Annotated in this window: 18 protein-coding genes and 1 pseudogene; 10 read left to right on the top strand and 9 right to left on the bottom strand. The window is 63.4% G+C overall.

The annotated features are described in order from the left end of the window. Positions 1–3: 3 nt before the first annotated feature. From NKJ90_RS16935 to NKJ90_RS16925, 3 genes are all read right to left on the bottom strand, one after another. On the bottom strand, positions 4–3,450 hold the full coding sequence (locus NKJ90_RS16935) for a helicase-related protein (protein WP_352486388.1): 3,447 nt from the start codon (positions 3,448–3,450) through the stop codon (positions 4–6). Positions 3,451–4,150: 700 nt separating this feature from the next. Further along, entirely contained in the window at positions 4,151–4,876 is a 726-nt protein-coding gene (gene phbB, locus NKJ90_RS16930; protein WP_023762883.1) for an acetoacetyl-CoA reductase, read from the bottom strand. A 113-nt stretch (positions 4,877–4,989) separates the two neighbouring features. Continuing rightward, a complete protein-coding gene (locus NKJ90_RS16925) occupies positions 4,990–6,174 on the bottom strand; it encodes an acetyl-CoA C-acetyltransferase (RefSeq protein ID WP_023762884.1) in 1,185 nt (394 codons plus the stop codon). A gap of 305 nt (positions 6,175–6,479) precedes the next feature. Here NKJ90_RS16925 and phaR point away from each other — a divergent pair, with 305 nt between their 5' ends. Continuing rightward, positions 6,480–7,091, top strand: coding sequence for a polyhydroxyalkanoate synthesis repressor PhaR (phaR, locus tag NKJ90_RS16920; protein WP_023762886.1), 612 nt, complete (start codon positions 6,480–6,482; stop codon positions 7,089–7,091). An 85-nt stretch (positions 7,092–7,176) separates the two neighbouring features. On the opposite strand, the gene NKJ90_RS16915 is transcribed toward phaR, so the two are convergent. Beyond that, complete coding sequence (locus NKJ90_RS16915; RefSeq protein ID WP_023762887.1) at positions 7,177–8,316, bottom strand: citrate synthase; 1,140 nt, start codon at positions 8,314–8,316, stop codon at positions 7,177–7,179. Positions 8,317–8,409: 93 nt separating this feature from the next. On the opposite strand from NKJ90_RS16915, the gene NKJ90_RS16910 reads away from it, so the two are divergent. The 6 genes from NKJ90_RS16910 (at position 8,410) to NKJ90_RS16885 (ending at position 17,297) form a co-directional block, all read left to right on the top strand. Then, the gene (locus tag NKJ90_RS16910) at positions 8,410–9,498 is read left to right on the top strand and encodes a citrate synthase/methylcitrate synthase (protein WP_023762888.1); all 1,089 of its coding nucleotides are present in this window, start codon (positions 8,410–8,412) and stop codon (positions 9,496–9,498) included. 176 nt (positions 9,499–9,674) lie between these two features. Continuing rightward, positions 9,675–10,457 carry a 3-hydroxybutyrate dehydrogenase gene (locus NKJ90_RS16905; RefSeq protein WP_023762889.1) on the top strand — a complete coding sequence of 261 codons (783 nt, stop codon included), beginning with the start codon at positions 9,675–9,677 and terminating at the stop codon, positions 10,455–10,457. A 49-nt stretch (positions 10,458–10,506) separates the two neighbouring features. Next, positions 10,507–11,637 carry a patatin-like phospholipase family protein gene (locus NKJ90_RS16900; RefSeq protein WP_023762890.1) on the top strand — a complete coding sequence of 377 codons (1,131 nt, stop codon included), beginning with the start codon at positions 10,507–10,509 and terminating at the stop codon, positions 11,635–11,637. Between the two features lie 872 nt (positions 11,638–12,509). Further along, the gene (locus NKJ90_RS16895; protein WP_031261367.1) at positions 12,510–13,685 is read left to right on the top strand and encodes an efflux RND transporter periplasmic adaptor subunit; all 1,176 of its coding nucleotides are present in this window, start codon (positions 12,510–12,512) and stop codon (positions 13,683–13,685) included. A 76-nt stretch (positions 13,686–13,761) separates the two neighbouring features. Then, positions 13,762–16,944 carry an efflux RND transporter permease subunit gene (locus tag NKJ90_RS16890; protein ID WP_023762893.1) on the top strand — a complete coding sequence of 1,061 codons (3,183 nt, stop codon included), beginning with the start codon at positions 13,762–13,764 and terminating at the stop codon, positions 16,942–16,944. A gap of 194 nt (positions 16,945–17,138) precedes the next feature. After that, positions 17,139–17,297 carry a DUF3309 family protein gene (locus tag NKJ90_RS16885; RefSeq protein WP_032908138.1) on the top strand — a complete coding sequence of 53 codons (159 nt, stop codon included), beginning with the start codon at positions 17,139–17,141 and terminating at the stop codon, positions 17,295–17,297. A gap of 71 nt (positions 17,298–17,368) precedes the next feature. On the opposite strand, the gene NKJ90_RS16880 is transcribed toward NKJ90_RS16885, so the two are convergent. Further along, complete coding sequence (locus NKJ90_RS16880; protein WP_023762895.1) at positions 17,369–18,328, bottom strand: SDR family oxidoreductase; 960 nt, start codon at positions 18,326–18,328, stop codon at positions 17,369–17,371. 95 nt (positions 18,329–18,423) lie between these two features. On the opposite strand from NKJ90_RS16880, the gene NKJ90_RS16875 reads away from it, so the two are divergent. Next, positions 18,424–19,332: a LysR family transcriptional regulator gene (locus tag NKJ90_RS16875; RefSeq protein ID WP_023762896.1), complete on the top strand. Its 909-nt coding sequence runs from the start codon at positions 18,424–18,426 to the stop codon at positions 19,330–19,332. Here the strand turns inward: NKJ90_RS16875 and NKJ90_RS16870 are convergent. From NKJ90_RS16870 to NKJ90_RS16860, 3 genes are all read right to left on the bottom strand, one after another. Further along, positions 19,296–20,471 carry an MFS transporter gene (locus tag NKJ90_RS16870; protein WP_031261369.1) on the bottom strand — a complete coding sequence of 392 codons (1,176 nt, stop codon included), beginning with the start codon at positions 20,469–20,471 and terminating at the stop codon, positions 19,296–19,298. The two genes, NKJ90_RS16875 and NKJ90_RS16870, sit on opposite strands and share 37 nt — an antisense overlap. Before the next feature lie 98 nt (positions 20,472–20,569). Beyond that, on the bottom strand, positions 20,570–20,878 hold the full coding sequence (locus NKJ90_RS16865) for a DUF1244 domain-containing protein (protein WP_031261371.1): 309 nt from the start codon (positions 20,876–20,878) through the stop codon (positions 20,570–20,572). Between the two features lie 11 nt (positions 20,879–20,889). Then, a complete protein-coding gene (locus NKJ90_RS16860) occupies positions 20,890–21,687 on the bottom strand; it encodes an N-formylglutamate amidohydrolase (protein ID WP_023762899.1) in 798 nt (265 codons plus the stop codon). Positions 21,688–22,009: 322 nt separating this feature from the next. Between NKJ90_RS16860 and NKJ90_RS16855 the strand changes: the two genes are divergently transcribed. After that, on the top strand, positions 22,010–22,420 hold the full coding sequence (locus tag NKJ90_RS16855; protein WP_352605849.1) for a DUF1036 domain-containing protein: 411 nt from the start codon (positions 22,010–22,012) through the stop codon (positions 22,418–22,420). After that, the gene (gene pyk / locus NKJ90_RS16850) at positions 22,417–23,850 is read left to right on the top strand and encodes a pyruvate kinase (protein ID WP_023762901.1); all 1,434 of its coding nucleotides are present in this window, start codon (positions 22,417–22,419) and stop codon (positions 23,848–23,850) included. Before NKJ90_RS16855 ends, pyk begins: the two co-directional genes overlap by 4 nt. 6 nt (positions 23,851–23,856) lie before the next feature. Here pyk and NKJ90_RS16845 read toward each other — a convergent pair. Then, positions 23,857–24,141, bottom strand: a pseudogene (locus NKJ90_RS16845) (hypothetical protein); the annotation flags it as partial. Between the last annotated feature and the right edge of the window lie 88 nt (positions 24,142–24,229).

Below are 24,229 nucleotides of genomic sequence, written 5' to 3'. Positions count from 1 at the left end.
GGTCTACTTCTTCAGCTGGTCGCGCAGAGCGGCGAGCTTGGCAAACGGCGAGTCAGGATCGAAGCGCACCGGGCGTTCCTCGCGCGGCTTCGGCTGGAAAGCCGGCTTGCTGCCTTGCGCACCCTTGCCGTCCGGCCTGCCGCCCTTCCAGTCGGGCCGGCCATCGCGTCGGTCCGACCGCTCGCCTTGCGGGCGGCCATCACGCCGCTGTTCGCCTTGCGGGCGGCCGTCACGCCGCTGTTCGCCTTCGGCCTGAGGCTTGGGCTTGAACTTCGAACGGTCGAAGCGCGGCTTGCCGGCGCCTTCGCGCCGTCCTTCATGGGCCGGACGATCGCCAGGTGGAACTGCGGCTGGGGCGCCGGCAGCATCCACAGGCGCATCGCTTCGGCCGCGCCCTTGCCCGTTGCGCGGGCGATTGTTCCTGCGGCTGTCGTCGCGGTTGCGCGGGCGCTGTTCGAAGCGACCCTGGCGCCACAACAGTATGGGCTTTGGCGCTTCGGCTTCTGGGGCGGGTTCGCTGCTGGCGGCCGCTTCAGCCGCCGCTGCAGGTTCGTTTGGCGCGGCGTCCGTTGCGGGCGCGGCATCTGGCGTCAGCTCGGCCGGTGCGGTTTCAATCTCGGCAGCTTCAGCCGCTGCCTGTGGTTCAACCGGCGCAGGTTCGGCGGCCTCTGCAACAATCTCGGCTACCGGCGCTTCGTCCTGCACGGTTTCGACTGGAGTGTCCGCCTGTTCCGCCACATCGGGCACAGTAGGTTCTGCGGCGGTGTCTGCGATGATTTCGGCAGGACTTTCGGCCGGCGTTTCCGAAGCGGCCACTGCGTCCGATGCCGGCTCCGAACCTTCGATCGCTGCCTCCGCGGCCGCGTCGGTTGCCGCGGCTTCTGCCGCCTTGGCCTGTTCGGCACGTGCCGCCGCTTCCGCCGCCAGCTTGGCAGCGGCAGCTTCGCGCGCGGCATTGTCCTGTGCTTCGAGCAGTGCCTTGACCTCGACGGCCGGTTTAGGCTCGGCGCGGTAGCCCAGGCCTTTCAGGATTTCTTCCATGTCGTCGGCGGTGGCGCCGAGGATCGACATCATGGGCGGCGTCACCATGAAGGACTGGCCGTCATAGGCGCCGTCCGGGCGTTGCCCGAGACCCGGCTTCCAGTTGGTCGCCGGGCGGATCAGGTCGGCCAGCCGTTCCAGGATGTCGATGCGCACGGCGCGGCGGCCGAGATTGCGGTAGCCGGCCAACTTGTAGAAGGTCTTGTCGAAGGCAGGATCGATGACCACCGATGTGCGGCCGGAAGCGAGCGCGTGAACCACGTCGCCAAAGCCGGGCTTGTCCTTGCCGTCGTTCTTCAACGCCCAGAGAAGCGTCACCAGTCCGGCGGGCGCCGGCTTGATCAGCGCCGGCACGAAGACATGGTAGGCGCCGAAGCGCACGCCAAGCCGGCGAAGGGCGGCGCGACCTTCCTGGTCGAGCGACTTCATCTCCTCGGCGATGTCGCGGCGGTTGATGAGACCGAAATTCTCGACCAGCTGGAAGGCGATGCCACGGCCGATGCCGGAAATCTGGTCGGCATTCTTAAGGTCGACCAGCGGCTTCAGCAGCGATTCGATCTGGAAATTGACGAACCGCTCGGCACGCGCGACGACCTTGTCGCGTGCCGGGCCAGTCAGCTGTTCGTCGGCCAACAGCACCAGGCGCGGCTTCAGCGCGTCTTCGCCCGAAACCAGCGTGCCGATCGGCGCGCCGATCCAGCGCAGCGTGCCGTCCGAGCCAAGCGCGATGTCGCCATTGGCTGAAGCGCCGAAGCGCTCGGCGCGCGCCTCGAACTCGGCGGCCAGCGCCTTCTGGGCGGCGGTGCGCACGGCCTTGGCGTCTTCGCCGCCGACGGTCTGGTCGGCGGTGAAGCGGAACCCTTGCAACTCGCCGACATGGTGGCCTTCGACAAGGACGGTTCCGGTAGGACTAATTTCGGCTTCAGGCATGGTATTTTCTCTAAGGCGCCGCATGAGGACGGAAGTCCTGCGGTCTACGAAGCGTTTCGTCAACCGCTCATGCAGCGCATCCGACAATCTGTCTTCGATTTCGCGCGTCTTTTCCTGCCAGTGTGCCTGATCGGCCAGCCAACCGGGCCGGTTCGACACGAATGTCCAGGTGCGGATCTGGGCAATGCGATGCGACAACGTGTCGATGTCGCCCTCGGTGGTGTCGGCGCGGCGCACCTGCTCGGCCATGTAATTCTCGTCGACATGGCCATGCCGTGCAAGGTCCGTGTAGATCGAAGCAATGAGGTCTGCATGCTGGGCCGGCGCGATCCTGCGGTAATCGGGCAGCGCGCAGGCCTCCCACAGCAGCGCCACGCGTTTGGCATTGCTGGCAAGAGCGCGGATGTCTTCGTCGCGCGACAGATATTCAAGCGCCTGCGCGTCGACTGCAGGCAGCGCACGCGTCAGTCCTTCGACCGGGGCATTGGTTTCGATCGAGCGCTTCAGCGCATCGAGGCTGGCGAAGTCGAAACGCGCGGTTCGCCATTGCAGCACCTTCACCGGATCGAAATCATGGCCTTCGATCTTCTTGATCAGTTCCTCGTCCAGCGGGTCGACCTGGCCGGTGACGCCAAAGGTGCCGTCGCGCAGATGCCGACCGGCGCGGCCGGCGATCTGGCCAAGCTCGGCCGCCATCAGGTTGCGATACTGATAACCATCGAACTTCCGGTTCTGGGCGAAAGCGACGTGATCGAGATCGAGGTTGAGGCCCATGCCGATGGCGTCGGTGGCAATGAGATAGTCGACATCGCCCGACTGGAACAGCGCCACCTGGGCGTTGCGGGTGCGTGGGCTGAGCGCGCCGAGCACGACTGCGGCACCGCCTTGCTGCCGGCGGATCAGTTCGGCGATGGCGTAGACCTCGTCGGCGGAGAAGGCGACGATCGCCGTGCGCCGCGGCAGACGGGTCAGTTTCTTGGAGCCGGCATAGGCAAGATGCGACAGCCTCGGCCGCGTCACCACAGAGACGCCTCTCAGCAGGCGCTGCAAAATGCCGTGCATGGTGGCGGCACCGAGCAGCAACGTTTCCTGACGGCCGCGCAGATGCAGGATGCGGTCGGTGAAGATGTGGCCGCGTTCGAGGTCGCCGGCAAGCTGCACCTCGTCGATGGCGACAAAGGCGGCATCGGTCTCGCGCGGCATGGCCTCAACGGTGCAGACCGAATATTTCGCGCCCGCCGGCTGGATCTTTTCCTCGCCGGTGATCAGCGCGACCTTGTGGGCGCCAACCTTTTCGCAGACGCGGGCATAGACCTCGCGCGCCAGCAGCCTGAGCGGGAGGCCGATGATACCACTCTCGTGTGCCACCATGCGCTCGATGGCGAGATGGGTCTTGCCGGTGTTGGTGGGCCCAAGTACGGCAGTCACGTCGCGACCCGAAAGGATCAGTGGCTCAGTGTGTTTCGGCTGGATGTTCATTGATCCGGAAATAAGGCTTCTGGCCTCTGGTTGTCGGGAGCGTGCCTCAACTGGCGCGTATGACAGGGGACACATAGGGATTTCGGGCGAGAAGCGAAAGCGGAATGTTCCGCCGGCGGCTAGAAGGGGTCTTTGTCAAGCTCTCAATCGGCTGCGGATTAACGGATAGAACGAGTCTGGAACGAATCGGCGACGAATCAGTGACTCCTGCAGATTCAGCTTTTGTTCACGGCTATATGTGGGTTTTGCGACCACTGAACGCACCACATGCTGAATCCCGGAACTGGCCCGTTTCATGCTAGGAGGGCTATGACGTTAACCTTTGCCCATGAGCGATCATGAAGGCTTGGCGTTCCTCGCCCAACGGCATGAAATTATTGATCGTTCCTAATCAACGTTAAGGATTGGGCTGGCGATTCAGGTCGCCATCGTTAACTTTCCGGTCAAAGCATCGGAGACGAATCGGCGATGGCATGATTTTCCTGGTTTGTTCACCCCAATACCTAGTGTTGTAGACAGGTTTTCCACCAATTATCCACAGGCTTGGGAACAGGTTTCGCACACGGCAGCGGCCGGCCGTTAACCTTTGCGTGCCGGATTGGGTCAGCGACCGACGAGGACATCTCGAAAAGATCAGGCTGGCAACGAAAAACGGGCCGGCGTACCGGCCCGTCGATCTATCGCCTACATCGCCGCGTCGTCAGACGAAATACTGGCCGCCATTGGCTGTGATGGTCGAGCCGGTGATGAAGCCGGCATCTTCGGAAGCCAGGAAAACGACGCAGCGCGCGATCTCCTCGGGCTCGCCGAGGCGGCCGACGGGGATTTGCGGGATGATGCGCTCGTTGAGCACCTTCTCGTCGATCGCCTTGACCATCTCGGTGGCGATGTAGCCGGGGCAGATGACATTGACGGTGATGCCCGCGCGCGCCCCCTCTTGAGCCAGAGCTTTGCTGAAACCGATGTCGCCGGCCTTGGCGGCGGAATAGTTGACCTGGCCGGCCTGGCCCTTCTGGCCGTTGATCGAGGAGATGGTGATGACACGGCCGAACTTGCGGTCGCGCATGCCGCTCCACAGCGGATGCGTCATGTTGAAGACGCCCGACAAATTGGTGTCGATGACCTCTTTCCACTGCTCGCGCGTGATCTTGTGGAACATGGCGTCACGGGTGATGCCGGCATTGTTGACCAGCACCGAGACGGGGCCGAGATCGGCCTCGACTTGGCTGATGCCGGCGGCGCAGGCGTCATAGTCGGCGACCGACCATTTGTAGACCGGAATGCCGGTCTCGGCCTTGAATTTCGCCGCCGCTTCGTCATTGCCGGCATAGTTGGCGGCAACCGAATAGCCGGCGTTCTTCAATGCGATCGAGATCGCCGCGCCGATGCCGCGCGATCCGCCTGTGACGATTGCTACCTTGGTCATGAAGTTCCTCCTCCCTAGAGTTTTTCGTGAATGGTCAATAGTGAATGGTGAATGGTCGAAGACGGACGGCTACCCGCCATTCACCATTCGCCACTCACCATTCACTCTTTTTCTCAGATTGCCTCCACGCACATGGCGACGCCCATGCCGCCGCCGATGCAGAGCGTAGCGAGGCCCTTCTTGGCGCCGCGCCGGCGCATTTCGAAGACCAGTGTGTTGAAGATGCGAGCGCCAGATGCGCCAATCGGGTGGCCGATGGCGATCGCACCGCCATTGACGTTGACGATCGAAGGATCCCAGCCCATGTCCTTGTTGACGGCGCAGGCTTGCGCCGCAAAGGCCTCGTTGGCCTCGATCAGGTCGAGATCGCCGACCGACCAGCCGGCCTTTTCCAATGCCTTGCGCGAGGCGGGAATAGGTCCGGTGCCCATTATCTGCGGATCGACGCCGGCGGTTGCCCAGGACACGATACGCGCCAGCGGGGTGATGCCGCGCCTCACCGCTTCCGCTTCGCTCATCAGCACAGCACCTGCGGCGCCGTCATTGATGCCGGAGGCGTTGGCGGCGGTTACCGTGCCGTCCTTGTCGAAAGCCGGCTTCAGCTTGGTCATGGCGTCGATCGTGGCGCCATGACGGATGTACTCGTCCTGGTCGACAATGGTGTCGCCCTTCTTGCCCTTGATGGTGACGGCGACGATCTCGTCCTTGAATTTGCCGGCCTTCTGCGCGGCCTCGGCCTTGTTCTGCGAGGCCAGTGCGAACTGGTCCTGGTCGTCGCGGGTGATCTGGAACTGGCGCGCGACGTTTTCGGCGGTGTTGCCCATGTGATAGCCGTTGAAGGCATCCCACAGCCCGTCCTTGATCATGGTGTCGATCAGCTTGAAGTCGCCCATCTTGACGCCGGCGCGCAGGTGCTGGGCATGTGTCGAAAGCGACATCGATTCCTGGCCGCCCGCGATGATCACCTTGGCGTCGCCGCTGGCGATCTGCTGCATGCCGAGCGCAATGGCGCGCAGCCCCGAGCCGCAAACCTGATTGAGGCCCCAGGCCGTGGTTTCCTTGGGCAGGCCGGCATTGATCGATGCCTGGCGGGCCGGGTTCTGACCCTGCGCCGCGGTCAGCACCTGACCAAGGATGACCTCGTCGACCTCGCCTGGTTCAACACCGGCGCGCGACAGCAATTCCCTGATGACGACGGCACCGAGCTCATGTGCCGGGGTGGCGGCGAAGGCGCCGTTGAAGGAGCCGACCGGTGTGCGTGCGGCGCTGGCGACGACGATGGAATTGGCAGAGGTCATTTTCTTCTCCGGACTTCGAGCTGTCGTATTTTTGGGCGTTGTTGGCGACTTTTCTTGCCCTTTCCATGATCCAAGTCAAACCGGAAATGGGCATGGCGCCCATGCGTCGCAAGCGGGTCGTGCTTCGCCGGGGCGGCAGTTCCCTCATTGCTGCGCAGCATATTTTGGCCGCTATGCAGCATTTAGTGATCCCGCACTGCACAAACTGCTTGGAATTGTGAGGCTTTTGCGCATATCCTCAAAAAAGGCACAATCGTTATCGGCGGCTTACTCAGAGGCCCGCCGGTGTCCCCGGGAGGATGTAGATGGCCGCGAAAGACGATCCGATCATCATCAAGAAATACGCCAATCGCCGCCTCTACAACACCGGCACCAGCACCTATGTGACGCTCGAGGACCTCGCCGAGATGGTCAAGAAGGGCGAGGAGTTCACCGTCCAGGACGCCAAGACCGGTGACGACATCACGCATCCGGTGCTGACCCAGATCATCTTCGAACTGGAGAACAAGGATGGGCAGAACATGCTGCCGATCCCGTTCCTGCGCCAGCTGATCGCCTATTACGGCGACCAGATGCAGATGATCGTGCCGAGCTTCCTCGAACAGTCGATGCTCGCCTTCTCCAAGGAGCAGGAGCGCTTTCGCGAGCAGATGAAGGGTGCTCTCGGCAAGTCGCCGCTGGACATGATGAAAATCACCACGCCAATCAAGGCGCTGGAGGAGCAGACGCGCCGCAATATGGAAATGTTCCAGAATGCGATGCGTCTGTTCACGCCGTTTCCGCCCGCGGGCTCCGCACCAGCCGCTACGCCAGCGTCCGAGCCGGCCAAGAAGGAAACGCCTGACAAGCCCGACGACCTGCAGGAACTGAAGGACCAGATCGCAGCCATGCAGCGCAAGCTCGATACGATGTCTTGAGGCGTTCGGATCGAAAGATCCGATAGCAACGGCACATCGGATCGCTGCCCGTCCCACTTTTCCGAAGACCGGTACCCTTTCGGCCCTATGGCAGCACTCCCACATAACGGCCGCGGGGTCTGATAAGGCCTCCGCTTGTTATCTGTTCGACCGTATGCGCGGCCCAGCCGACGCTGCGTGCGAGTGCGAACAGGCGGAACGGCGCATCGCGGGGCAAGCCAAGGCTGCGCGTCAGCGCGGCCAGGGCAAAGTCAATGTTGGGAAGCGCACCGGTCGCGGCATGGGCCGCGTCGCACAGCGACGACAGTGAGCCATCGACCTCGACAACCGACAGCAGCGCTTCCGCCCGCGGATCGCCGTCGGGATAGAGCTGATGACCGAAGCCCGGCAGCGGCCGATCGTGACTGAGCCAGCGCCGGATCGTCGCATCGGCGCCGTGCAGCGCCGCATCCTCGGCCAGTTGCATCACCGCCTCGCCGGCGCCGCCATGGCGAGGGCCTGACAGTGTCGAGAGCCCCGCGAGCAGGCAAGCGGCCAGCGGCGCGCCGGTCGAGGCCGCGACGCGCGCGGCGAAGGTCGACGCGTTCAGTTCATGATCGGCAAGCAGGACAAGCGCGCGGCGGATCGCTTCCGCGCCGCCGGCACCCACCGACCAGTCGTGCGCCAATCGCCCATGGACCGGACCTGGTCTGGCCGGCGCGCCCAGCGCGCGGGCCAATACGCCGACAGCGTGCGCGGCGTCGGCATGCAGCGACACGGCATTGCGCCCGAGAGATGGGCGCCCCTGGCCGGCAAGCATGGCAAGTTGCGCAAAGGCCGCGGCTCGGCTGTCTTCAAGGGGTGCATCCGGCAACTGCGCTTCGAAAGCCACCGGTCCAGGCAGATCCCATAGCACTGCGGCTGCTTCTTCCAGTGTCGCATTCGCGGAAAGCGCAACGGCGTCCTGGCCACGGTAGACAAGGCGACCGTGCGAGACGGTCGAGATCGCCGTTACGATCGATGGCTCGCCCCAGGCAATGGCGCTTTCGGCGATGGCCGAGGCGCTTCTTCCGCGCGCCCTCCGGGTCGCCAGCGCCGCTATGTCGTCGGCACGATACTGGCTGCGGCGCGGATCGGCGCGGTCGGGCCGCATGCCGATGCGCCCACGGCTGACATAGGCGTACAGCGTCTGCGCCCGCACCTGGAGACGCTCAAGCGCTTCTTCTCGCGACAGCCACTCGGACATATCGAACTCTCATATTGATTCCATTGATCAAGATTGATGACCATGTTGCCCAGCCTTATCTCCGATCCCCAAAAGCTTCAAGGAGACAAGGCTATGGCGAATGGGCTCGATGATGTTGTGGCGGCGGAAACTGTGCTCTCCGATGTGGATGGTCTTGGCGGTCGTCTGACGGTCCGGGGTCATTCGCTGCCGGAACTGGCCGGCCGCTGGAGCTATGCCCAGGTGGTTCGGCTGCTGCTGGATGGCTTTTTCGACAAGCTTCCCGATGATGCGGAGCTGACGCGGGCTCTGGGTCAGGCGCGTGCGGACGTGTTCGAGCGGCTTTCGCCATCGCTGCCCTTGCTGGCATCGCTCGATGTCTACAGCGCCATGCGCGCCGGCATGGCGCTGCTGCCGGACGGCGACACGCTGGCAGATGCCTTGCTGCTGATCGCGGCGCCGGCGGTGCTGACGCCGGCCTTACTGCGCCTGCAGCGCGGCGAGGAGGCGATCTCCCCGGACAGCCGGGGCGATCACGCCGCCGACATGTTGCGGATGCTGAGTGGCAGCGTCGCCTCGCCAGGGCTGGTGAAGGCGCTCGACACCTATCTGGTGACGGTCTGCGATCACGGTCTCAATGCATCGACCTTTGCGACACGCGTGGTCGCGTCCACGCAGGCCGCGCTGACTTCGTCGGTGCTGGCCGGGCTTGGCGCGCTCAAGGGGCCGCTGCATGGCGGCGCGCCTGGCCCTGTCATCGAGATGCTGGATGCAATCCAGGCGCATGGCGATGCGGCCGGCTGGCTGCGCGACGCAGTCGCGCATGGCGATCGCATCATGGGCTTCGGACATCGCATCTACCGCGTGCGCGATCCCCGTGCCGATGTGCTGAAAGCGGTGGTGCGGCAACTCGGCGGCGAGGGCGAAGCCGGCCGCCGGCTGGCCTTCGCGGAGACGGTGGAGCAAGCGGCGCTCGACGTGCTGCGGGTTGCCAAGCCGTCGCGCTCGCTGCAGACCAATGTCGAGTTCTACACCGCGCTGCTGCTGGAAGCGGCGGGCTTTCCCAGCCAAGCCTTCAGCAATGTCTTTGCTGCCGGGCGTGTTTCCGGCTGGATTGCGCATGCGCGCGAGCAGCAGAAAACCGGTCGGCTGATGCGCCCGCAGTCGTGTTATGTCGGGCCGGTACCGGACCTGGTTGCCTGAGGCTTCTTTCGCTTGCGGGGAAGGGCGGGGCGATTTGGCTTACGTCCTGCTGCGGCGGCTCATGACAAAAATGTCATCTCGCCGGACAAATCTGGCCGCTGTTATTGCGTCACATTGGGCATATATGCTGCACTGCAACATAGACCTACTCTTGCCGCAACCAGAGGATTCCGCCCTTGGCCACCAGGAAAACCGCAGTCATCACCGGCTCCACATCCGGCATTGGCCTGGCCATAGCCCAGGCGCTGGCGGGCGAAGGCCATAATGTCGTCGTCAATTCCTTCTCCGACACGGAAGCCGACCACGCCATCGCCGATGCCATCGCCAAACAACACGGCGTGAAGAGCGCCTACGTCAAGGCCGACATGTCGAAGGCGGCGGAATGTAGGGCACTTGTCGCCAAAGCTGCCGAGGCATTCGGGTCGGTCGATATTCTGATCAACAATGCCGGCATCCAACATGTGGCGCCGGTGGAGGAATTCCCGATCGAGAAATGGGATGCCATCATCGCCATCAACCTGTCTTCGGCGTTCCACACCGTCGCCGCCGCCATTCCGCTGATGAAAAAAGCCGGCGGCGGCAGGATCGTCAACATCGCCTCAGCGCATGGGCTGGTCGCATCGCCATTCAAATCGGCCTATGTCGCGGCCAAGCACGGCATCATGGGGCTGACCAAGACGGTCGCGCTCGAGCTGGCGCGCGACAAGGTCACCTGCAACGCCATCTGCCCCGGCTATGTGCTTACGCCCCTGGTCGAAGCGCAAATCCCCGACCAGATGAAAGCCCACGCCATGGACCGCGAGACCGTCATTCGCGAGGTCATGCTGGACAAGCAGCCGACCAAGGAATTCGTCACCGTCGAGCAGATCGCGGCAGCGGCGCTGTTCCTGTGTTCGGACGCTGCGGCGCAGGTCAACGGCACGCATCTCTCGGTCGACGGCGGCTGGACCGCCGCGTGAGGCCAGAATTTTCTCATCCCCCAACGCGGGACAGATCAAGGACGACGCCATGACCAAAAACGGCAAGGCGGAGGAGACGAAGAAGATCAACATAGCGCTCCAGGGCGGCGGCTCGCACGGAGCCTTTTCCTGGGGTGTGCTCGACCGGCTGCTGGAGGACGGCAGGCTGGAGATATCAGCGGTGTCAGGCACCAGTGCCGGCGCCATGAACGCGGTGGCGCTGGCCGACGGTTTTGTCCGCGGCGGGGTTGAGGGCGCAAGACAGAAGCTCGACGATTTCTGGCGTGCGGTGGCGGCCAAAGGCCGGTTCAGCCCGGTGCAGCGCATGCCGTGGGATGTCGCCTGGGGCAATTGGTCGATCGAGAACACGCCGGGCTATGTCTTTTTCGACACCATGTCGCGGGTGTTCTCGCCCTATGCCGCCAACCCGCTGGGCCTCAATCCGCTGCGTGACGTGGTTGCCAAGGAGATCGATTTTAAGAATGTCCGCGCCTGCAAGTCGATGGAACTGTTCATTTCGGCGACCAATGTCGAAACCGGACAGTTGCGCGTCTTTTCCGACGGCGAGATCGACCTCGACACGGTGATGGCTTCGGCCTGCCTGCCGCAGCTGTTCCGCGCCGTCGAAATCAAGGGCGTCCCCTATTGGGACGGCGGCTATGGCGGCAATCCGGCGCTTTATCCGTTCTTCAAGACGGCGGCGACCGAGGACGTGCTGATGGTGCAGATCAATCCGGTGGTGCGGGAGGGAACACCAAGGAGCGCCAATGAGATCCAGAACCGCATCGACGAGATCACCTTCAATGCGGGGCTGCTGCGCGAATTCCGCTCGATCGCCTTCGTCAAGGAGCTGATCGCCGCCGGCCGTCTGCCGCATGGCGAATACCGCGACATCCGCATGCACCGCATCGATGCCGACGAGGCGTTCAAGGACCTGTCGGCATCGTCGAAGGTCAATGCCGAATGGGCGTTCCTGACCTATCTGCGCGATCTCGGCCGCACCGCCGCGACCGACTGGCTGGAAGAGAATTATGACGCTGTCGGCAAGCACCCGACGCTCGATCTCTCAGGCGAACTCGATGACGGTTTCAAGCCGATGCGCGGTCCTGCACCAGGCCGGCGGGTCAAGGAATTCCTCGCCGCGCGGAAGAACCCAGAGGTGGTTCGCCGTCGGGCCTGAACTCAACCTCGACACAACTCGACTTCATCCCGGCTTTAGGGTAGGTCGATCGTCCTGATCAGGGCCGCGGGTGCCCGGAGCTGCCCTGGCGCCTTCACGTGGCCTTTGCATGAAAAGTTCCCTATCATGCTGACGCCTACTGCCATGCTTGCCTTCACAGCACCGTTCGCGATCGCGCAAGAGAGCCCGACGCCAGCGCCGGCGACGGTCGATGCGGCTACAGAACCGTCCGAATGAGGCAAGATCTACGCCGTGTTTTCGCGTCCGCGCTGCGCCGACCGCCGTGTCGTGGACGACCGGCCGCGCTGGTCCGGTGCGCATTATGGTGGCACGCGCGTTCACGCCTTCAACGTCCAGAGCGGTGTCGATGGGTCTGGTTTCGGCAATCCGGGCTTGTGTTGCACGACACGCCATTTGTCCAGCTATTCCAATATTTTGCATGGGCAACCCGGGACCGACGGCTGGCATCTGGCATCGACCAAGATGGCCCGGTTCGGAAGGTCCTCGCCGGAATTCTGCACCCGGATCAAGGATCCAGCCGCCAGCAATGGCGGGCATAGCCTGCAGGATGTGGCGCTGTATGCGCGCGACGACAAATTGGCTGCCTGGGGCTGGGCCCGGTGGAGATCGCGAGTCAGCGCCAGGCTCGGCGGAAGACACATACGAGACGATCGAAAATGGATAGCGACGCGCGCATCTTGTCCGGTGGCGCAATGATCTTGCAACTTTCGGACTATATTGCGGTACAACTTTGATGTAGAAGCGCGCTTCGCCGATCACGGCAAATTGAACACGGCTTGGCGCGCACCCATATCGGCGACGCGCCCGCGTTATGAGGACGCCGGCCGAACCCGCAGTGGAAAACAACGACGATGCCAAGAATCAGGTTTCACAAGCTTGCAGCCATTGTTGTGCTCATTGGTTTCGCGGCCTGGATGGCGACAGGCGAGTTTTCGTCCGTCGGCAGCGTGGCCGCCAACAATGCAAAGGCAGCCGGAGTCGAGCAGGCCAAGGCGCCGGACGCCAACAAGCCCAAAGCGGCGGAAGCCGAGCCGAAGGCGCCGCTGCGCACCGTGGCGGTGGTGACGCCGCCGCGCAAGACCTATGCACGCGCTATACGTGTTTCCGGGCTGACCGAAGCCGACAAGCGGGCGGTGCTGGCGACGCGCGTCGCCGGCGTGATCGACAAGCTGCCGGTCAAGCAAGGCCAGCACGTCAAGACCGGCGATCTGGTGATGATGCTTGCGGCGGAAGAAAAGATCTCGATGGTCGACAACGCCAGGCAATTGGTTGTGCAGCGTCAGGCCGAGTTGGAAGCGTCGCTGCAACTGATGAAGTCAGGCAATTTGCCGAAGCTGCAGCTCGACACCGCGCGCTCCAATCTGACCCTGGCGCAATCGCAGCTGGATACCGCGCAGGCCGAGCTTGACCGCAACGAAGTCAAGGCGCCGTTTGACGGCGTTATCGACAGGGTGCCGGTGGAGCTTGGCAGTTCCATCATGCAGGGCGGCGAGGTGGCAACCATCCTCAAGCTTGACCCGGTGATTGCCCGCGGCGAAGTCAGCGAGCGCGACCTGGGCTATCTCAAGCTCGGCGACAAGGCCAATATACGACTGGTCAGCGGCCAGACCGTCGAAGGCACCGTGCGCTATATCAGCCGCGACGCATCATCGGCGACCCGGACCTTCCGCGTCGAGGTGGCGATCCCCAATGGCGACGGCTCCGTGCCGGCTGGCATGACGGCGGAAATCGCGCTCAACGCACAACCGACCGACGCGGTGCTGCTGCCGCGCTCGGTGGTGACGCTCGGGGACAAGGGCGACCTCGGCATCCGTGCCGTCGCCAAGGACAACAAGGTGGCGTTCTTCCCGATCGACCTTGTCGACGACACGCCGACCGGCCTCGTGCTCGGCGGCATTCCGGCCGATGCGCGCATCATAGTCGCCGGCCAGGAACTGGTGAAGGAAGGCGATCTGGTCAATCCGGTCGAGGCCGACCAAGCGACCATCAAGAAGCTGCTGGGCGAGGCGACCGCCGGCACCCAGTAGTATAGCGATGGACTAGCCCTGGATGGGGACAATCGGCTGCGACGCAGCTCCTGAAATTCAAAAACAGGCGTTAGCCATGGATATCGTCAGACTCGCAATCAACAATGCCCGGCTGACCATCTCGGTCCTGGTCTTCCTCATCCTTGCCGGGGCGGTCGCCTATCAGTCGACGCCGAAGGAGGCGGAGCCTGACGTTCCGATTCCGATGATGTATATCAGCCTGGTCTATCAGGGCATTTCGCCTGAGGATTCGGAACGGCTTTTGTTGCGGCCGATGGAAAGCAAGCTGAAAAGCTTGAAGGGCCTCAAGGAAATGCGTTCGGCGGCCTTCCAGGGCGGCGGCTACGTGCTGGTCGAATTCCAGCCGCAGACCAATCTGGCCACCGCGCTTCAGGATACGCGCAGCAAGGTGCAGGACGCCAAGGCCGACCTGCCACAGGCCGCCGAGGAACCGACAGTCAACGAAGTCAACATTTCCGAGTTTCCGGTGCTCGTCGTCACGCTGTCGGGCGAATTGCCCGAACGCGTGCTGACCGCCGCAGCACGCGAACTGCGCGACCGCATCGAAGAAGTACCCGGCGTTCTCGAAGGTTCGCTGCAAGGTGCGCGCGACGACCTCGTCGAGGTCGTCATCGACCCGATGAAGCTGTCTTCCTATGGGCTGCAGCTCGATCAGCTAATCGGTGCGGTCGGCAGCTCCAACAGTCTGGTCGCCGCCGGCAACATCGAAGGCTCGGAAGGCAAGTACGCCGTCAAGGTGCCTTCGCTGATCGAGACGCCGGAGGATGTGGCGGCGCTGCCGGTGGTCGCCGGCCCCAACGCCGTGGTGCAGGCCAAGGACATCGCCACGATCCGCTCGACCTTCAAGGATGCCGAAACGGTGACCCGCCTCAACGGCAAGCCGGCCATCGCCATCGAAGTCAAGAAGCGCATCGGCTCCAACCTTATCGACACCATCGCCAAGGTGCGGACGGTGTCCGACGAGTTCGTCAAATCCATGCCTGCGGGCATGAACGTCACCTACACGCAGGACAAGTCGGTCTTCGTCAACCAGCTGCTGGGCGATCTGCAGAACCACGTCATGATCGCCGTTATCCTGGTGTTCATCGTCATTCTCTATGCGCTGTCCGGCCGTGCCTCGCTGCTCATTGGCCTGGCCATTCCGTCGTCCTTCCTGATCGGCATCCTGCTGCTAGCGATGATGGGCTACACGATCAACATGATCGTGCTGTTCAGCCTCATCCTGGCCGTCGGCATGCTGGTCGACGACGCCATCATCGTCACCGAGTTCGCCGAGCGACGGATGAGCGAAGGCATGCCGAAGGAGGAAGCCTTCGCGCTTGCCGCCAAGCGCATGGCCGGCCCGGTCATCGCCGCGACGATGACGCGTATCGCCGCCTTCTCGCCGCTGCTGTTCTGGCCGGGCATCATCGGCGACTTCATGAAGTACATGCCGATCACCCTGATCGTCACGCTGTCGGCCTCGATGCTCTACGCGCTGGTGTTCGCGCCGACGCTGGGGGCGATCTTCGCCAAGGCGCCGCCGCATCACGAGGATGACAATCGCGACGGCTGGTACATGGCGATCGTCAAGCAGGCGGTGCGTTTCCCCGTCACCGTGCTGGTGCTGACCGTCGCGCTGCTGTTCGGCGTCGGTTTTGCTTATTCGAAATACGGCGCCGGCGTCGAGTTCTTCCCGAATGTCGAGCCCGACTATGGCCTGCTCTACGTGCATGCGCGCGGCAATCTCTCGCTGGCCGAAATGGATACGGCGACCAAGGTCGCGGAAAACAGGCTGCTCGGCTGGCCCGGCGTCAAGTCGGTCTATACCCGCGTCGGCAAGACGCAAGGCGGCGGCCAGGATGTACCTGAAGACGTCGTCGGCGTCATTCAGTACGAATTCATCGACTGGCGCGAGCGCAAGTCGGCGAACCATATCCTGGATGATTTGCGCGGCGTCATGGCCGGCATTCCCGGCGTCGATGTCGAGGTGCGCGTGCCGGAGGCCGGCCCTCCGACCGGCAAGCCGATCCAGATCAGGCTTTCGGCCGTCGACCCCAAGGGGCTCGACGACAAGGCCCGTGCGGTCGCGGCGCGCATTGGCAAGGTGCCGGGCGTCATAGACATTTCCGATGGCCTGCCGCCGCCCGGCGTCGACTGGGCGCTCGAGGTCGACCGTGCCAAGGCGGCGCAGTACGGCATCAGCCCGACCTCGGTCGGCACCGTGGTGCAACTGGTGACCAACGGACTTAAACTCTCGGAATACCGTCCTGCCGGCGCCGATGACGCCGTCGACATCCGGCTTCGCCTGCCCGAGGACCGGCGCACGCTGTCGACGCTCGACGAACTGCGCGTGCAGACCTCGCAAGGCTCGGTGCCGATCTCGAACTTTGTCGTGCGCAAGCCTGAACCGACGGTCGGTATCCTCAACCGCATCGACGGCGCCCGTACGGTGGTCGTCCAGGCCAACGTCGCCGCCGGCGCCCAGGTCGCGGCCGTGCAGGAGCAGGTCACCAAGGCCGTCTCAGATATGGATCTGGGCAGCGGCATCCGCTGGAAGCTGGCTGGCTCGAACGAGGACAGTGCCGAAGCCAGCGCCTTCCTCAGCAAGGCCTTCGGAGCGGCGATCTTCCTGATCTTCCTGGTGCTTTTGGCGCAGTTCAACAAGTTCACCAGCGTCTGGCTGGTGCTGTCCTGCGTGGTCATGGCCACGATCGGCGTGTTCCTTGGGCTGCTGATAACAGGCGAGACGTTCGGCATCGTCATGTCGGGCATCGGCGTCATCGCGCTGGCCGGCGTGGTGGTGAACAACAACATCGTGCTGATCGACACCTATGACCGGCTGCGCGAAGAGGGCTGGGACAAGGTCGAGGCGGTGCTGCAGACCTGCCGCGAACGCGCCCGTCCGGTGGTGCTGACGGCGGTGTCGGCCATTCTCGGCGTGCTGCCGATCGCCTTCGGCCTTGGCCTCGAAATCTTCCATCACGAGACCACGATCAACGCGCCGTCGACGCAATGGTGGATTTCATTGTCGTCAGCGATCGTCTTCGGCCTGTCCTTCGCCACAGTACTGACGCTGGTGGTGACACCGTCGATGCTGATGGTTTTCACCCGCGCCAAAGTCAGGCCTGGCGCGCGGCGCGGCTGGTTCAACCGGCTGTTCTGGCGCGGCAAGGGCGAGATCTCGTCGGCCGATGCGCCAGGACAGGACGATGCCGGAGCCGAGCCGGAGATCGCCTTTCCAAAAGCCGCCGAATAGACCCCGTTGCCGATTTGAACGGCAAAGGCCGCCCGGAACAACCGGGCGGCCTTTTGCATTGTTGTCTCCAAGAGCAACGTGAAGCGTTGTCTCCCAGACAAATGCGAAGCATCGCCCCGGAAGCAACGTAAAGTGATGTCCCGGGTGCAACGCAAAGCGTTGTCACCGGAGCAATGCTGGACGGAGAGTTTGCCATGCCGATCACCACCATTATCATCATCGTCCTGGTTCTCGTCCTCATTGGCGCCGTGCCAGCCTGGCCGCATTCGCGTTCCTGGGGTTATGGGCCGTCGGGCATTGTCGGGGTGGTGCTGGTGGTGCTTCTGGTGCTGGTGTTGATGGGAAGGGTTTAGCCCGTCCTTCCCGGAGAGACCTCTCGATGTAAAGAGATCGGGCAGGCAGCCATGGCTGCCCGCCGGGCCTGTCAGGCAGCTTTCGCAGCGCCGTTCACGGTGGCGATGCCGATATCCTCAAGAGCTTCAGTGACCGCCTGATCCAGCGGCGTGTGGGGGATCGCACCGATGATGCCTTCCAGCCGCGTCGAAACCAGTTGATGCGGCTCGAAGCGCAGATAAGACATCGACACGATCTCGCGCCACATCGCCACGAACGGGCTGCCGGCGCGCAGCACCCACCACGGCATCGAGGTCATCTTGAGCGGGCGACCGAGCGCCTTCTCTGCCGCGGCCTTGAGTTGCCGGTCGGTGATTGCATGGCCGGGAAGGTTCAGGGCTTCATAGGTGCCGAGCTTGTCGAGGTTCTGCGCCAGGCCGACGAAGGCCTTGGCGAAGTCCGGCAGGTAGGCCCATTCATGCACGAGATCGACTGGACCAGGCGCGGTGTAGATGCCCTTGGTCATCTTGGCGGCGACGACCAGGTCGAACCATGAACCGCTGCCGGTGCCGCCGAAGAAGTCGCCGGCGCGCAAGAGAATGGTACGCACCCGGCCGGCGTCGGCCTCGCAGCGAAACAGATCCTCCATCGCGGTGCGAATACGGCCCTTTTCGGTCGTCGGGTGGAAGGGCGTGTCCTCGGTGATCACCGCCGGCATTGGCGAGCCGTAATTGTAGACGGTGCCGGGGAAGAGGTGCAGCGTGTCATTCGCATGGCAAGCGGCCATGACGTTCTCGGCCATCGGCAGGCACTTGCCCCAATCGGTGTAGATCGGGTTGAGGCCGTTGAAGATAATGTCGACGCCTTCCGTGGCGCGGATCAAGCCCTCGCGGTCGAGCGCGTCGCCGGCGACCGCCGTGGCGCCGTTGAGTTCGGCCGGCACCTTGCCGCTGCGGGTGATTGCGCGGACATCATAGCCGGCATCGATGAAGGCCTTGGCGACCACGCGGCCGAGCCGGCCATTGGCACCGAGAATTGCGATCTTGGTCATTTCTGGTCTCCGTGTTTGCGTTTGCAGCCTGAATATGATCGCTCCGCAAGTGAATTGAAATTGACAACGATTGGCGGGCTGATATTCAAAAATGAATGGTCGAATTCGATTGGAACCTGATCAAGAGCTTCGTCACCGTGGCGGAAACCGGCAGCTTGTCGGCTGCCGCGCGAAAACTGTCGGCGAGCCAGCCGACACTTGGCCGCCACGTCGCCGAACTGGAGCAGGCGCTGGGTGTCACGCTGTTCCGGCGCGGGCGGCGCGGTTATGAACTGACGGAAGCCGGCAGCACGCTGTTTGAACGCGGCAAGGCAGTCAACGAGCAGGCAAGCGCTTTTTCACTGCTGGCGCTGGGATCGGTCGAGGCAATCGAGGGCACCGTGCGTATCGCCGCCAGCGAAGTTGTCGCCGCCTATGTGCTGCCGGAGATGACGGCGCGGCTAGGGATCGAGGAGCCGGGCATCGAGGTTGAGATCGTCGCCTCCAATCAGGTCGAGAACCTGCTGCGCCGCGACGCCGATATTGCTATCCGCATGGTCAAGCCGGCGCAGAATGAACTGGTGGCGCGCAAGGTGTGCGATATTCCGCTCTGCGCCTGCGCGGCAAAATCCTATCTCGACCGTCGTGGCCGCCCGCAGGAGCCATCCGGCCTTGCCGATCACGATCTGGTCGGCTTCGATCGCAGCGACGAGATCATCAGGGGCTTCACCCAGTATGGCATCCCTGTTACGCGGAGCAGTTTCCGCTTCAGGGCCGACAACCAGATCGTCTTTTGGGAGGCGGTGCGGGCGGGAAACGGCATCGGCTTTGGCCAGGAGCCTCTGGTCGATCGCGATCCGCTGGTCGAGAAGCTGCTGCCGGGCCTGCCCTTGCCAGATCTGCCGGTGTGGCTGGCCATGCATCGCGACGTGCGCACCAGCGTGCGTATCCGCCGCGTGGCAGATTTCCTCTACGAAGAGCTGAAACTTTATTCGGCCGGTGCGGCCGCAAACTCGGCACGGTGAGCAAGGCCGGCCATCAGCAGCACGACGATCAGCAAACCCGACATGGCGACGAAGATCGGACCGAAGCTCGAATGCTCGGCAACGAAGCCGATCGCCGACGGCGCCACCAATATGCCGGAATAACCCATGGTGGTGACGACGCTCATGCCGGTGCCCGACGACATGCCTTCCTGGTTGCCGCCGGCAGAAAAGATGATCGGCACCATGTTGGCGATGCCGAAGCCGCATAGCGCAAAGGCGGCGATTGCAAGCCAGGGCGAGGGCGACAGTCCGGCGATCAGCATGCCGGCAGCCGCGACAACCGCCGAGCCGCGTAGCGTCGTGACCGCGCCGAAGCGGTTGCGTACGCCGTCGCCGAAGAACCGCATGATCGCCATGACGCCGGAAAAGGCAGCATAGGCGAGACCGGCGACGGCAAGGTCTGCGCCGAGTTCCTGCCTGAGATACAGCGCCGCCCAGTCAAGCACCGCACCTTCGGAAACCATCGTCAGCAGCGCCATCAGGCCGACGAGGTAGACCAGCGGGTTGGCCGGCAGCGTGAATTTGCGATGCTCGGCCGCCTGCGGCCTGTTCTCGCCGATCAGATAGCCAACCGCCACGGCGATCACCGCGAAAGCGAGCACAGTCACCACCGCCGCGTGGGCGAGATGGCCGTAGGTCTGGATGACGAAGCCGCCGAGGCCGCCGCCTGCGAAACCGCCGAGGCTCCAGAACCCATGCGACGACGACATGATGGCGCGGGAGAGCCGCCGTTCGACCACCACGGCATTGGCGTTCATGGCGACGTCCATGCCGCCGATCGAGCCACCGAAGATGAACATGGCGATGGCTGCAAGCGGCACATTGGGCGCCAGCGCCACGACCAGCAGTCCGAGGCTGCCGCACAGGCCGAACCAGCGCAGCACCGTTCGCGAACCATGTCTGGAGATCAAATGGCCGCACCAGGTCATGGCGGCGACGGCGCCGGCGCCGAACAGCAGGATCAACAAGCCGAGCGTGAATTTCGAGATGTCGAGCCGGGTCAGGAACACCGGAATCTGAGGCGCCCAGCTGCCGGTCAGAAAGCCGTTGGCGAGGAAAATGGCCGCAACGGCCCATCGTCCGCGAATGGCAGTCTGCATGGCTGTTGACGCGTTCATAAGGCGTATCCGGTCAGAAAATGGCTTCGCGCGGCAAATTAGATCGATTCAATTTCCAGTCAAGCGCTCTATTTCGAAAGCGTTTGGGCCAAGCGGGCTTAGTGGTCCTTGGGGCGCCTTGCCTCGAATTCGGCCTTCTTGGCGTCGGAGGCCTCGGTCTGATTGAGTGCCTGCCATTGCGCATAGGGCATGCCATAGACGATCTCGCGCGACTGGTCCTTGCTGAGGTCGACGCCCTCGGCATTGGCCGCGTCTCGATACCAGTTCGACAGGCAGTTGCGGCAGAAGCCGGCGAGGTTCATCAGATCGATGTTCTGCACGTCGCTGCGTTCGCGCAGATGTTGGACCAGCCGGCGAAAGGCGGCGGCCTCGAAGTCGCGCTTCTGCTCGTCGCTGAGTTCGGTCATCGAAACCTCCGTCATAGCGGCCCGGTGCGCGAGCCGAACATCTTCACGACATGTATATCGGGACGGCGATTGATCGCGTCAACGATCAGCGCCAACCGTTCGGCCCAGTCGAGCGCGCCCTTCTGGTCTGCTATCAGATCCTGGCGGATTTCGATCAATGCATGAGCGAAGCCGTTGATGATGGCGTGCTTGTACATGGTGTCGCCGCGCAGCGCGCCGTCATAGGGTTCGTTATCGCCGACGACGAGGTCTTTGTCCTCGGCCAGCATGTCTATCAGCGGGCGTGCCACCCGATCGTCGAGGTCCCACAGGATGCCAACATGCCAGGGACGCTGGACCCCTTGCATGGCCGGCGTGAAGGAATGCACCGACAAGATGAAGGGCGCCTGCGTGGAGGCCCGCGCGACCGAGGCAATCACGGCGCCGACGGCATCGTGATAGGGCCGGTAGAAGCCATCGAGCCGCCTTTCGCGCTCCTCGGGAGCGATGGGGTAATTCCCGGGCACCACAGTGCCGTCATAGAGTTGGCGAATAAGCGTCGGATCGTCCTCGCCGCGGTTGGGATCGATCAGCAGCCGCGAAAAATTGGCGAGCACCGCCGGCACGTCGAGCAAAGCGGCCAGTTCGCGCGTTACCGTTTCGACGCCGATGTCATAGGCGATGTGGCGGTCGAACTCCGCCGCCGGCAGGCCGAGCCTGCCATAATCGTCGGGCAGGTCGCGGCGGGCATGGTCGCACAAGAGCACGACGCCTCGCTTGCGGTCGCCTTCGACAATATCGCAAGGCGCGAAAACTGTGGATCGGGTCATTGTCGGGAAATGGTCTGTTCGCTGGCTTCCGGGGAGGGTGCTATCGTCATTCCACGAAGACGACGCTTGCGCAATGCCGTTGTTTGGCCAAGGTTTCCCTGGAAATCTGGCAGAGGCCGGCGAATTGTGCGCCGGAGCCTTCTAAATCGATTGGAATTGGACAAAACGGTGCGTTGACATGCGCCCGGACTTTTCCGAAAAGGGGCGCAGAGAGATGCTGATGTGGTTCTTGAGGGGTTTTCGGATGAGTTCCGCTGGCAGGCAGCGCATGTGCTCTGCCTTTGCCACGCCGCTCTTGATCCTTGCCATCGGCTTGTCGGCGATGGTCGTGGCCTCGCCGGCGCGCGCCGATTTTCGCGTCTGCAACGCCACGCAGAATCTGGTCGGCGTCGGTATCGGCTATCGCGCCAAGGCCGGCTGGATCACCGAAGGTTGGTGGCACATCGAGGGATCGAGCTGCAAGACGCTGATCGAAGGGCCGCTGTCATCAAGGTTTTACTATCTTTATGCAGAAGACGCCGAGCGCGGCGGACGCTGGGACGGCCCGATCAACATGTGCGTGGCTGAAAAAGAGTTCAAGATCGCCGGCGTAACCGACTGCGTCGCACGGGGCTTTCAGCGCGCCGGATTCCAGGAATATGACACGGGCGAACAGGGAAACTGGATGGTCCAGCTGACCGATGAGTCCACAACGGGAGGCGCTCCAGCCGCCCCGGGAACAAACAGTCAATGAGACGTAGCCGCAAGGTCAAGATCCTAGCCACCATCGGTCCGGCCTCCTCGTCGGAGGAGATGCTGAAGAAACTGTTCGAAGCTGGCGCCGATGTGTTCCGCATCAATATGAGCCATACCGATCACGAGTTGATGCGCACTCTGGTCGGACGCATCCGCACTGTCGAGGAAGCGGTCGGCCGGCCGATCGGCATCCTGGCCGATCTGCAAGGGCCAAAATTGCGCGTCGGCAAGTTCGCCAATGGCAAGGAAGTGCTGACCGTCGGCCAGACCTTCACGCTCGACGACAATCCCGAACCCGGCACCTCGACCAGGGTCTATCTACCGCATCCCGAAATCCTGACCTCCGTCGAGGCCGGACATCGCCTGCTGATCGATGACGGCAAGCTCGAATTGAAGGCGGTGAGAAGCGACGGCAAGTCGATCGTCTGCACCGTCGTCGCCGGCACCACGATCTCCGACAAGAAGGGCGTCAGCCTGCCCGATACCGACCTGCCGGTCGGCGCGCTGACCGAGAAGGACCGCAAGGACCTCGATGCCGTGCTGGCCACGGGCGTCGATTGGGTCGCGCTGTCCTTCGTCCAGCGGCCCGAGGATCTTGCCGAGGCGCGCAAGATCGCGCGCGGCCGGGCACTGATCATGGCCAAGATCGAAAAGCCGCAGGCCGTCGCCCGGCTGGCCGAGATCATCGAACTGTCCGACGCGCTGATGGTCGCCCGCGGCGATCTCGGCGTCGAGATGCCGCTCGAGGCGGTACCCGGCATCCAGAAGCAGATCACGCGCGCGGCCCGCCGCGCCGGCAAGCCGGTGGTGGTTGCAACGCAAATGCTGGAATCGATGATCACAGCACCGGTGCCTACCCGCGCCGAGGTGTCGGATGTTTCGACCGCAGTCTTCGAAGGCGCCGATGCCGTCATGCTGTCGGCGGAATCGGCGGCGGGCGCGTATCCCGTCGAAGCCGTGGCGATGATGAACCGTATCGCCACCAAGGTCGAAACCGATCCGACCTATGCCGGCATCATCAACGCACAGCGTTCCGAGCCGGAAGCGACCGGCGCCGACGCCATTTCGCTGGCCGCCCGCGAGATCGCCGAGACGCTGAAACTTTCGGCGATCATCACCTATACGGCGTCCGGCACCACGGGCCTGCGCGCCGCCCGCGAGCGTCCGCAAGTGCCGATCGTCGCGTTGTCGCCGATCGTCAACACGGCGCGCCGGCTGTCGCTGCTATGGGGCACGCATTGCGTCGTCTCACCCGACGCAATCGATCTTGACGACATGGTCGACCGCGCCTGCCGCATCGCCTTCGAGGAGGGCTTCGGCAAGCCCGGCGACCGCGTCATCATCACCGCCGGCGTGCCGCTGAGGACGCCGGGCTCGACCAATATGCTGCGCATCGCCTATCTGGGATCGGAAGCGGCCGGCCGGTAAGCCGCTTCAACGGCGGTCGCCCCGGACCCGGCTAATCGCCGTCCGTTGGTGTGGTGCAGCAAACCATTCCGCAACGCTTCGGATCATGGCCGGGACATGGTCTGGGTCGTCGACGAGTTCAGCCAACTCGGACAGACGATGGACGCCGGTCAGGATGGAGATACGTTGGCGGTCCAGCACGCGTCCGGTCGCGATTTCATACGCGGCGACTATTCGCCCTGTAAGGTCCGGCGCGATAAAATTCGAGTAGATGAACTCCTGGTGCAACGCACCTATGCCTGAATCGGCAAAGTAGTCGACCGTGAACTATCCGCAAGCCGTTGATCTGGCATGTTGATTGAGGCGGATAGCGGCTTTTGGATTGCAGGATTAGCGGTTT

The sequence above is a fragment of the Mesorhizobium sp. M0051 genome, assembly GCF_040323235.1.
GTDB lineage: Bacteria > Pseudomonadota > Alphaproteobacteria > Rhizobiales > Rhizobiaceae > Mesorhizobium.
This window is presented reverse-complemented; position numbering and strand designations above follow the sequence as displayed.

Bases quoted from the DNA above. Each gene is read 5' to 3' on its own strand.
- NKJ90_RS16935 (WP_352486388.1), bottom strand. From the start codon at position 3,450: ATGAACATCCAGCCGAAACACACTGAGCCACTGATCCTTTCGGGTCGC.
- phbB (WP_023762883.1), bottom strand. From the start codon at position 4,876: ATGACCAAGGTAGCAATCGTCACAGGCGGATCGCGCGGCATCGGCGCG.
- NKJ90_RS16925 (WP_023762884.1), bottom strand. From the start codon at position 6,174: ATGACCTCTGCCAATTCCATCGTCGTCGCCAGCGCCGCACGCACACCG.
- phaR (WP_023762886.1), top strand. From the start codon at position 6,480: ATGGCCGCGAAAGACGATCCGATCATCATCAAGAAATACGCCAATCGC.
- NKJ90_RS16915 (WP_023762887.1), bottom strand. From the start codon at position 8,316: ATGTCCGAGTGGCTGTCGCGAGAAGAAGCGCTTGAGCGTCTCCAGGTG.
- NKJ90_RS16910 (WP_023762888.1), top strand. From the start codon at position 8,410: ATGGCGAATGGGCTCGATGATGTTGTGGCGGCGGAAACTGTGCTCTCC.
- NKJ90_RS16900 (WP_023762890.1), top strand. From the start codon at position 10,507: ATGACCAAAAACGGCAAGGCGGAGGAGACGAAGAAGATCAACATAGCG.
- NKJ90_RS16895 (WP_031261367.1), top strand. From the start codon at position 12,510: ATGCCAAGAATCAGGTTTCACAAGCTTGCAGCCATTGTTGTGCTCATT.
- NKJ90_RS16890 (WP_023762893.1), top strand. From the start codon at position 13,762: ATGGATATCGTCAGACTCGCAATCAACAATGCCCGGCTGACCATCTCG.
- NKJ90_RS16885 (WP_032908138.1), top strand. From the start codon at position 17,139: ATGCCGATCACCACCATTATCATCATCGTCCTGGTTCTCGTCCTCATT.
- NKJ90_RS16880 (WP_023762895.1), bottom strand. From the start codon at position 18,328: ATGACCAAGATCGCAATTCTCGGTGCCAATGGCCGGCTCGGCCGCGTG.
- NKJ90_RS16875 (WP_023762896.1), top strand. From the start codon at position 18,424: ATGGTCGAATTCGATTGGAACCTGATCAAGAGCTTCGTCACCGTGGCG.
- NKJ90_RS16870 (WP_031261369.1), bottom strand. From the start codon at position 20,471: ATGAACGCGTCAACAGCCATGCAGACTGCCATTCGCGGACGATGGGCC.
- NKJ90_RS16865 (WP_031261371.1), bottom strand. From the start codon at position 20,878: ATGACCGAACTCAGCGACGAGCAGAAGCGCGACTTCGAGGCCGCCGCC.
- NKJ90_RS16860 (WP_023762899.1), bottom strand. From the start codon at position 21,687: ATGACCCGATCCACAGTTTTCGCGCCTTGCGATATTGTCGAAGGCGAC.
- NKJ90_RS16855 (WP_352605849.1), top strand. From the start codon at position 22,010: ATGGTCGTGGCCTCGCCGGCGCGCGCCGATTTTCGCGTCTGCAACGCC.
- pyk (WP_023762901.1), top strand. From the start codon at position 22,417: ATGAGACGTAGCCGCAAGGTCAAGATCCTAGCCACCATCGGTCCGGCC.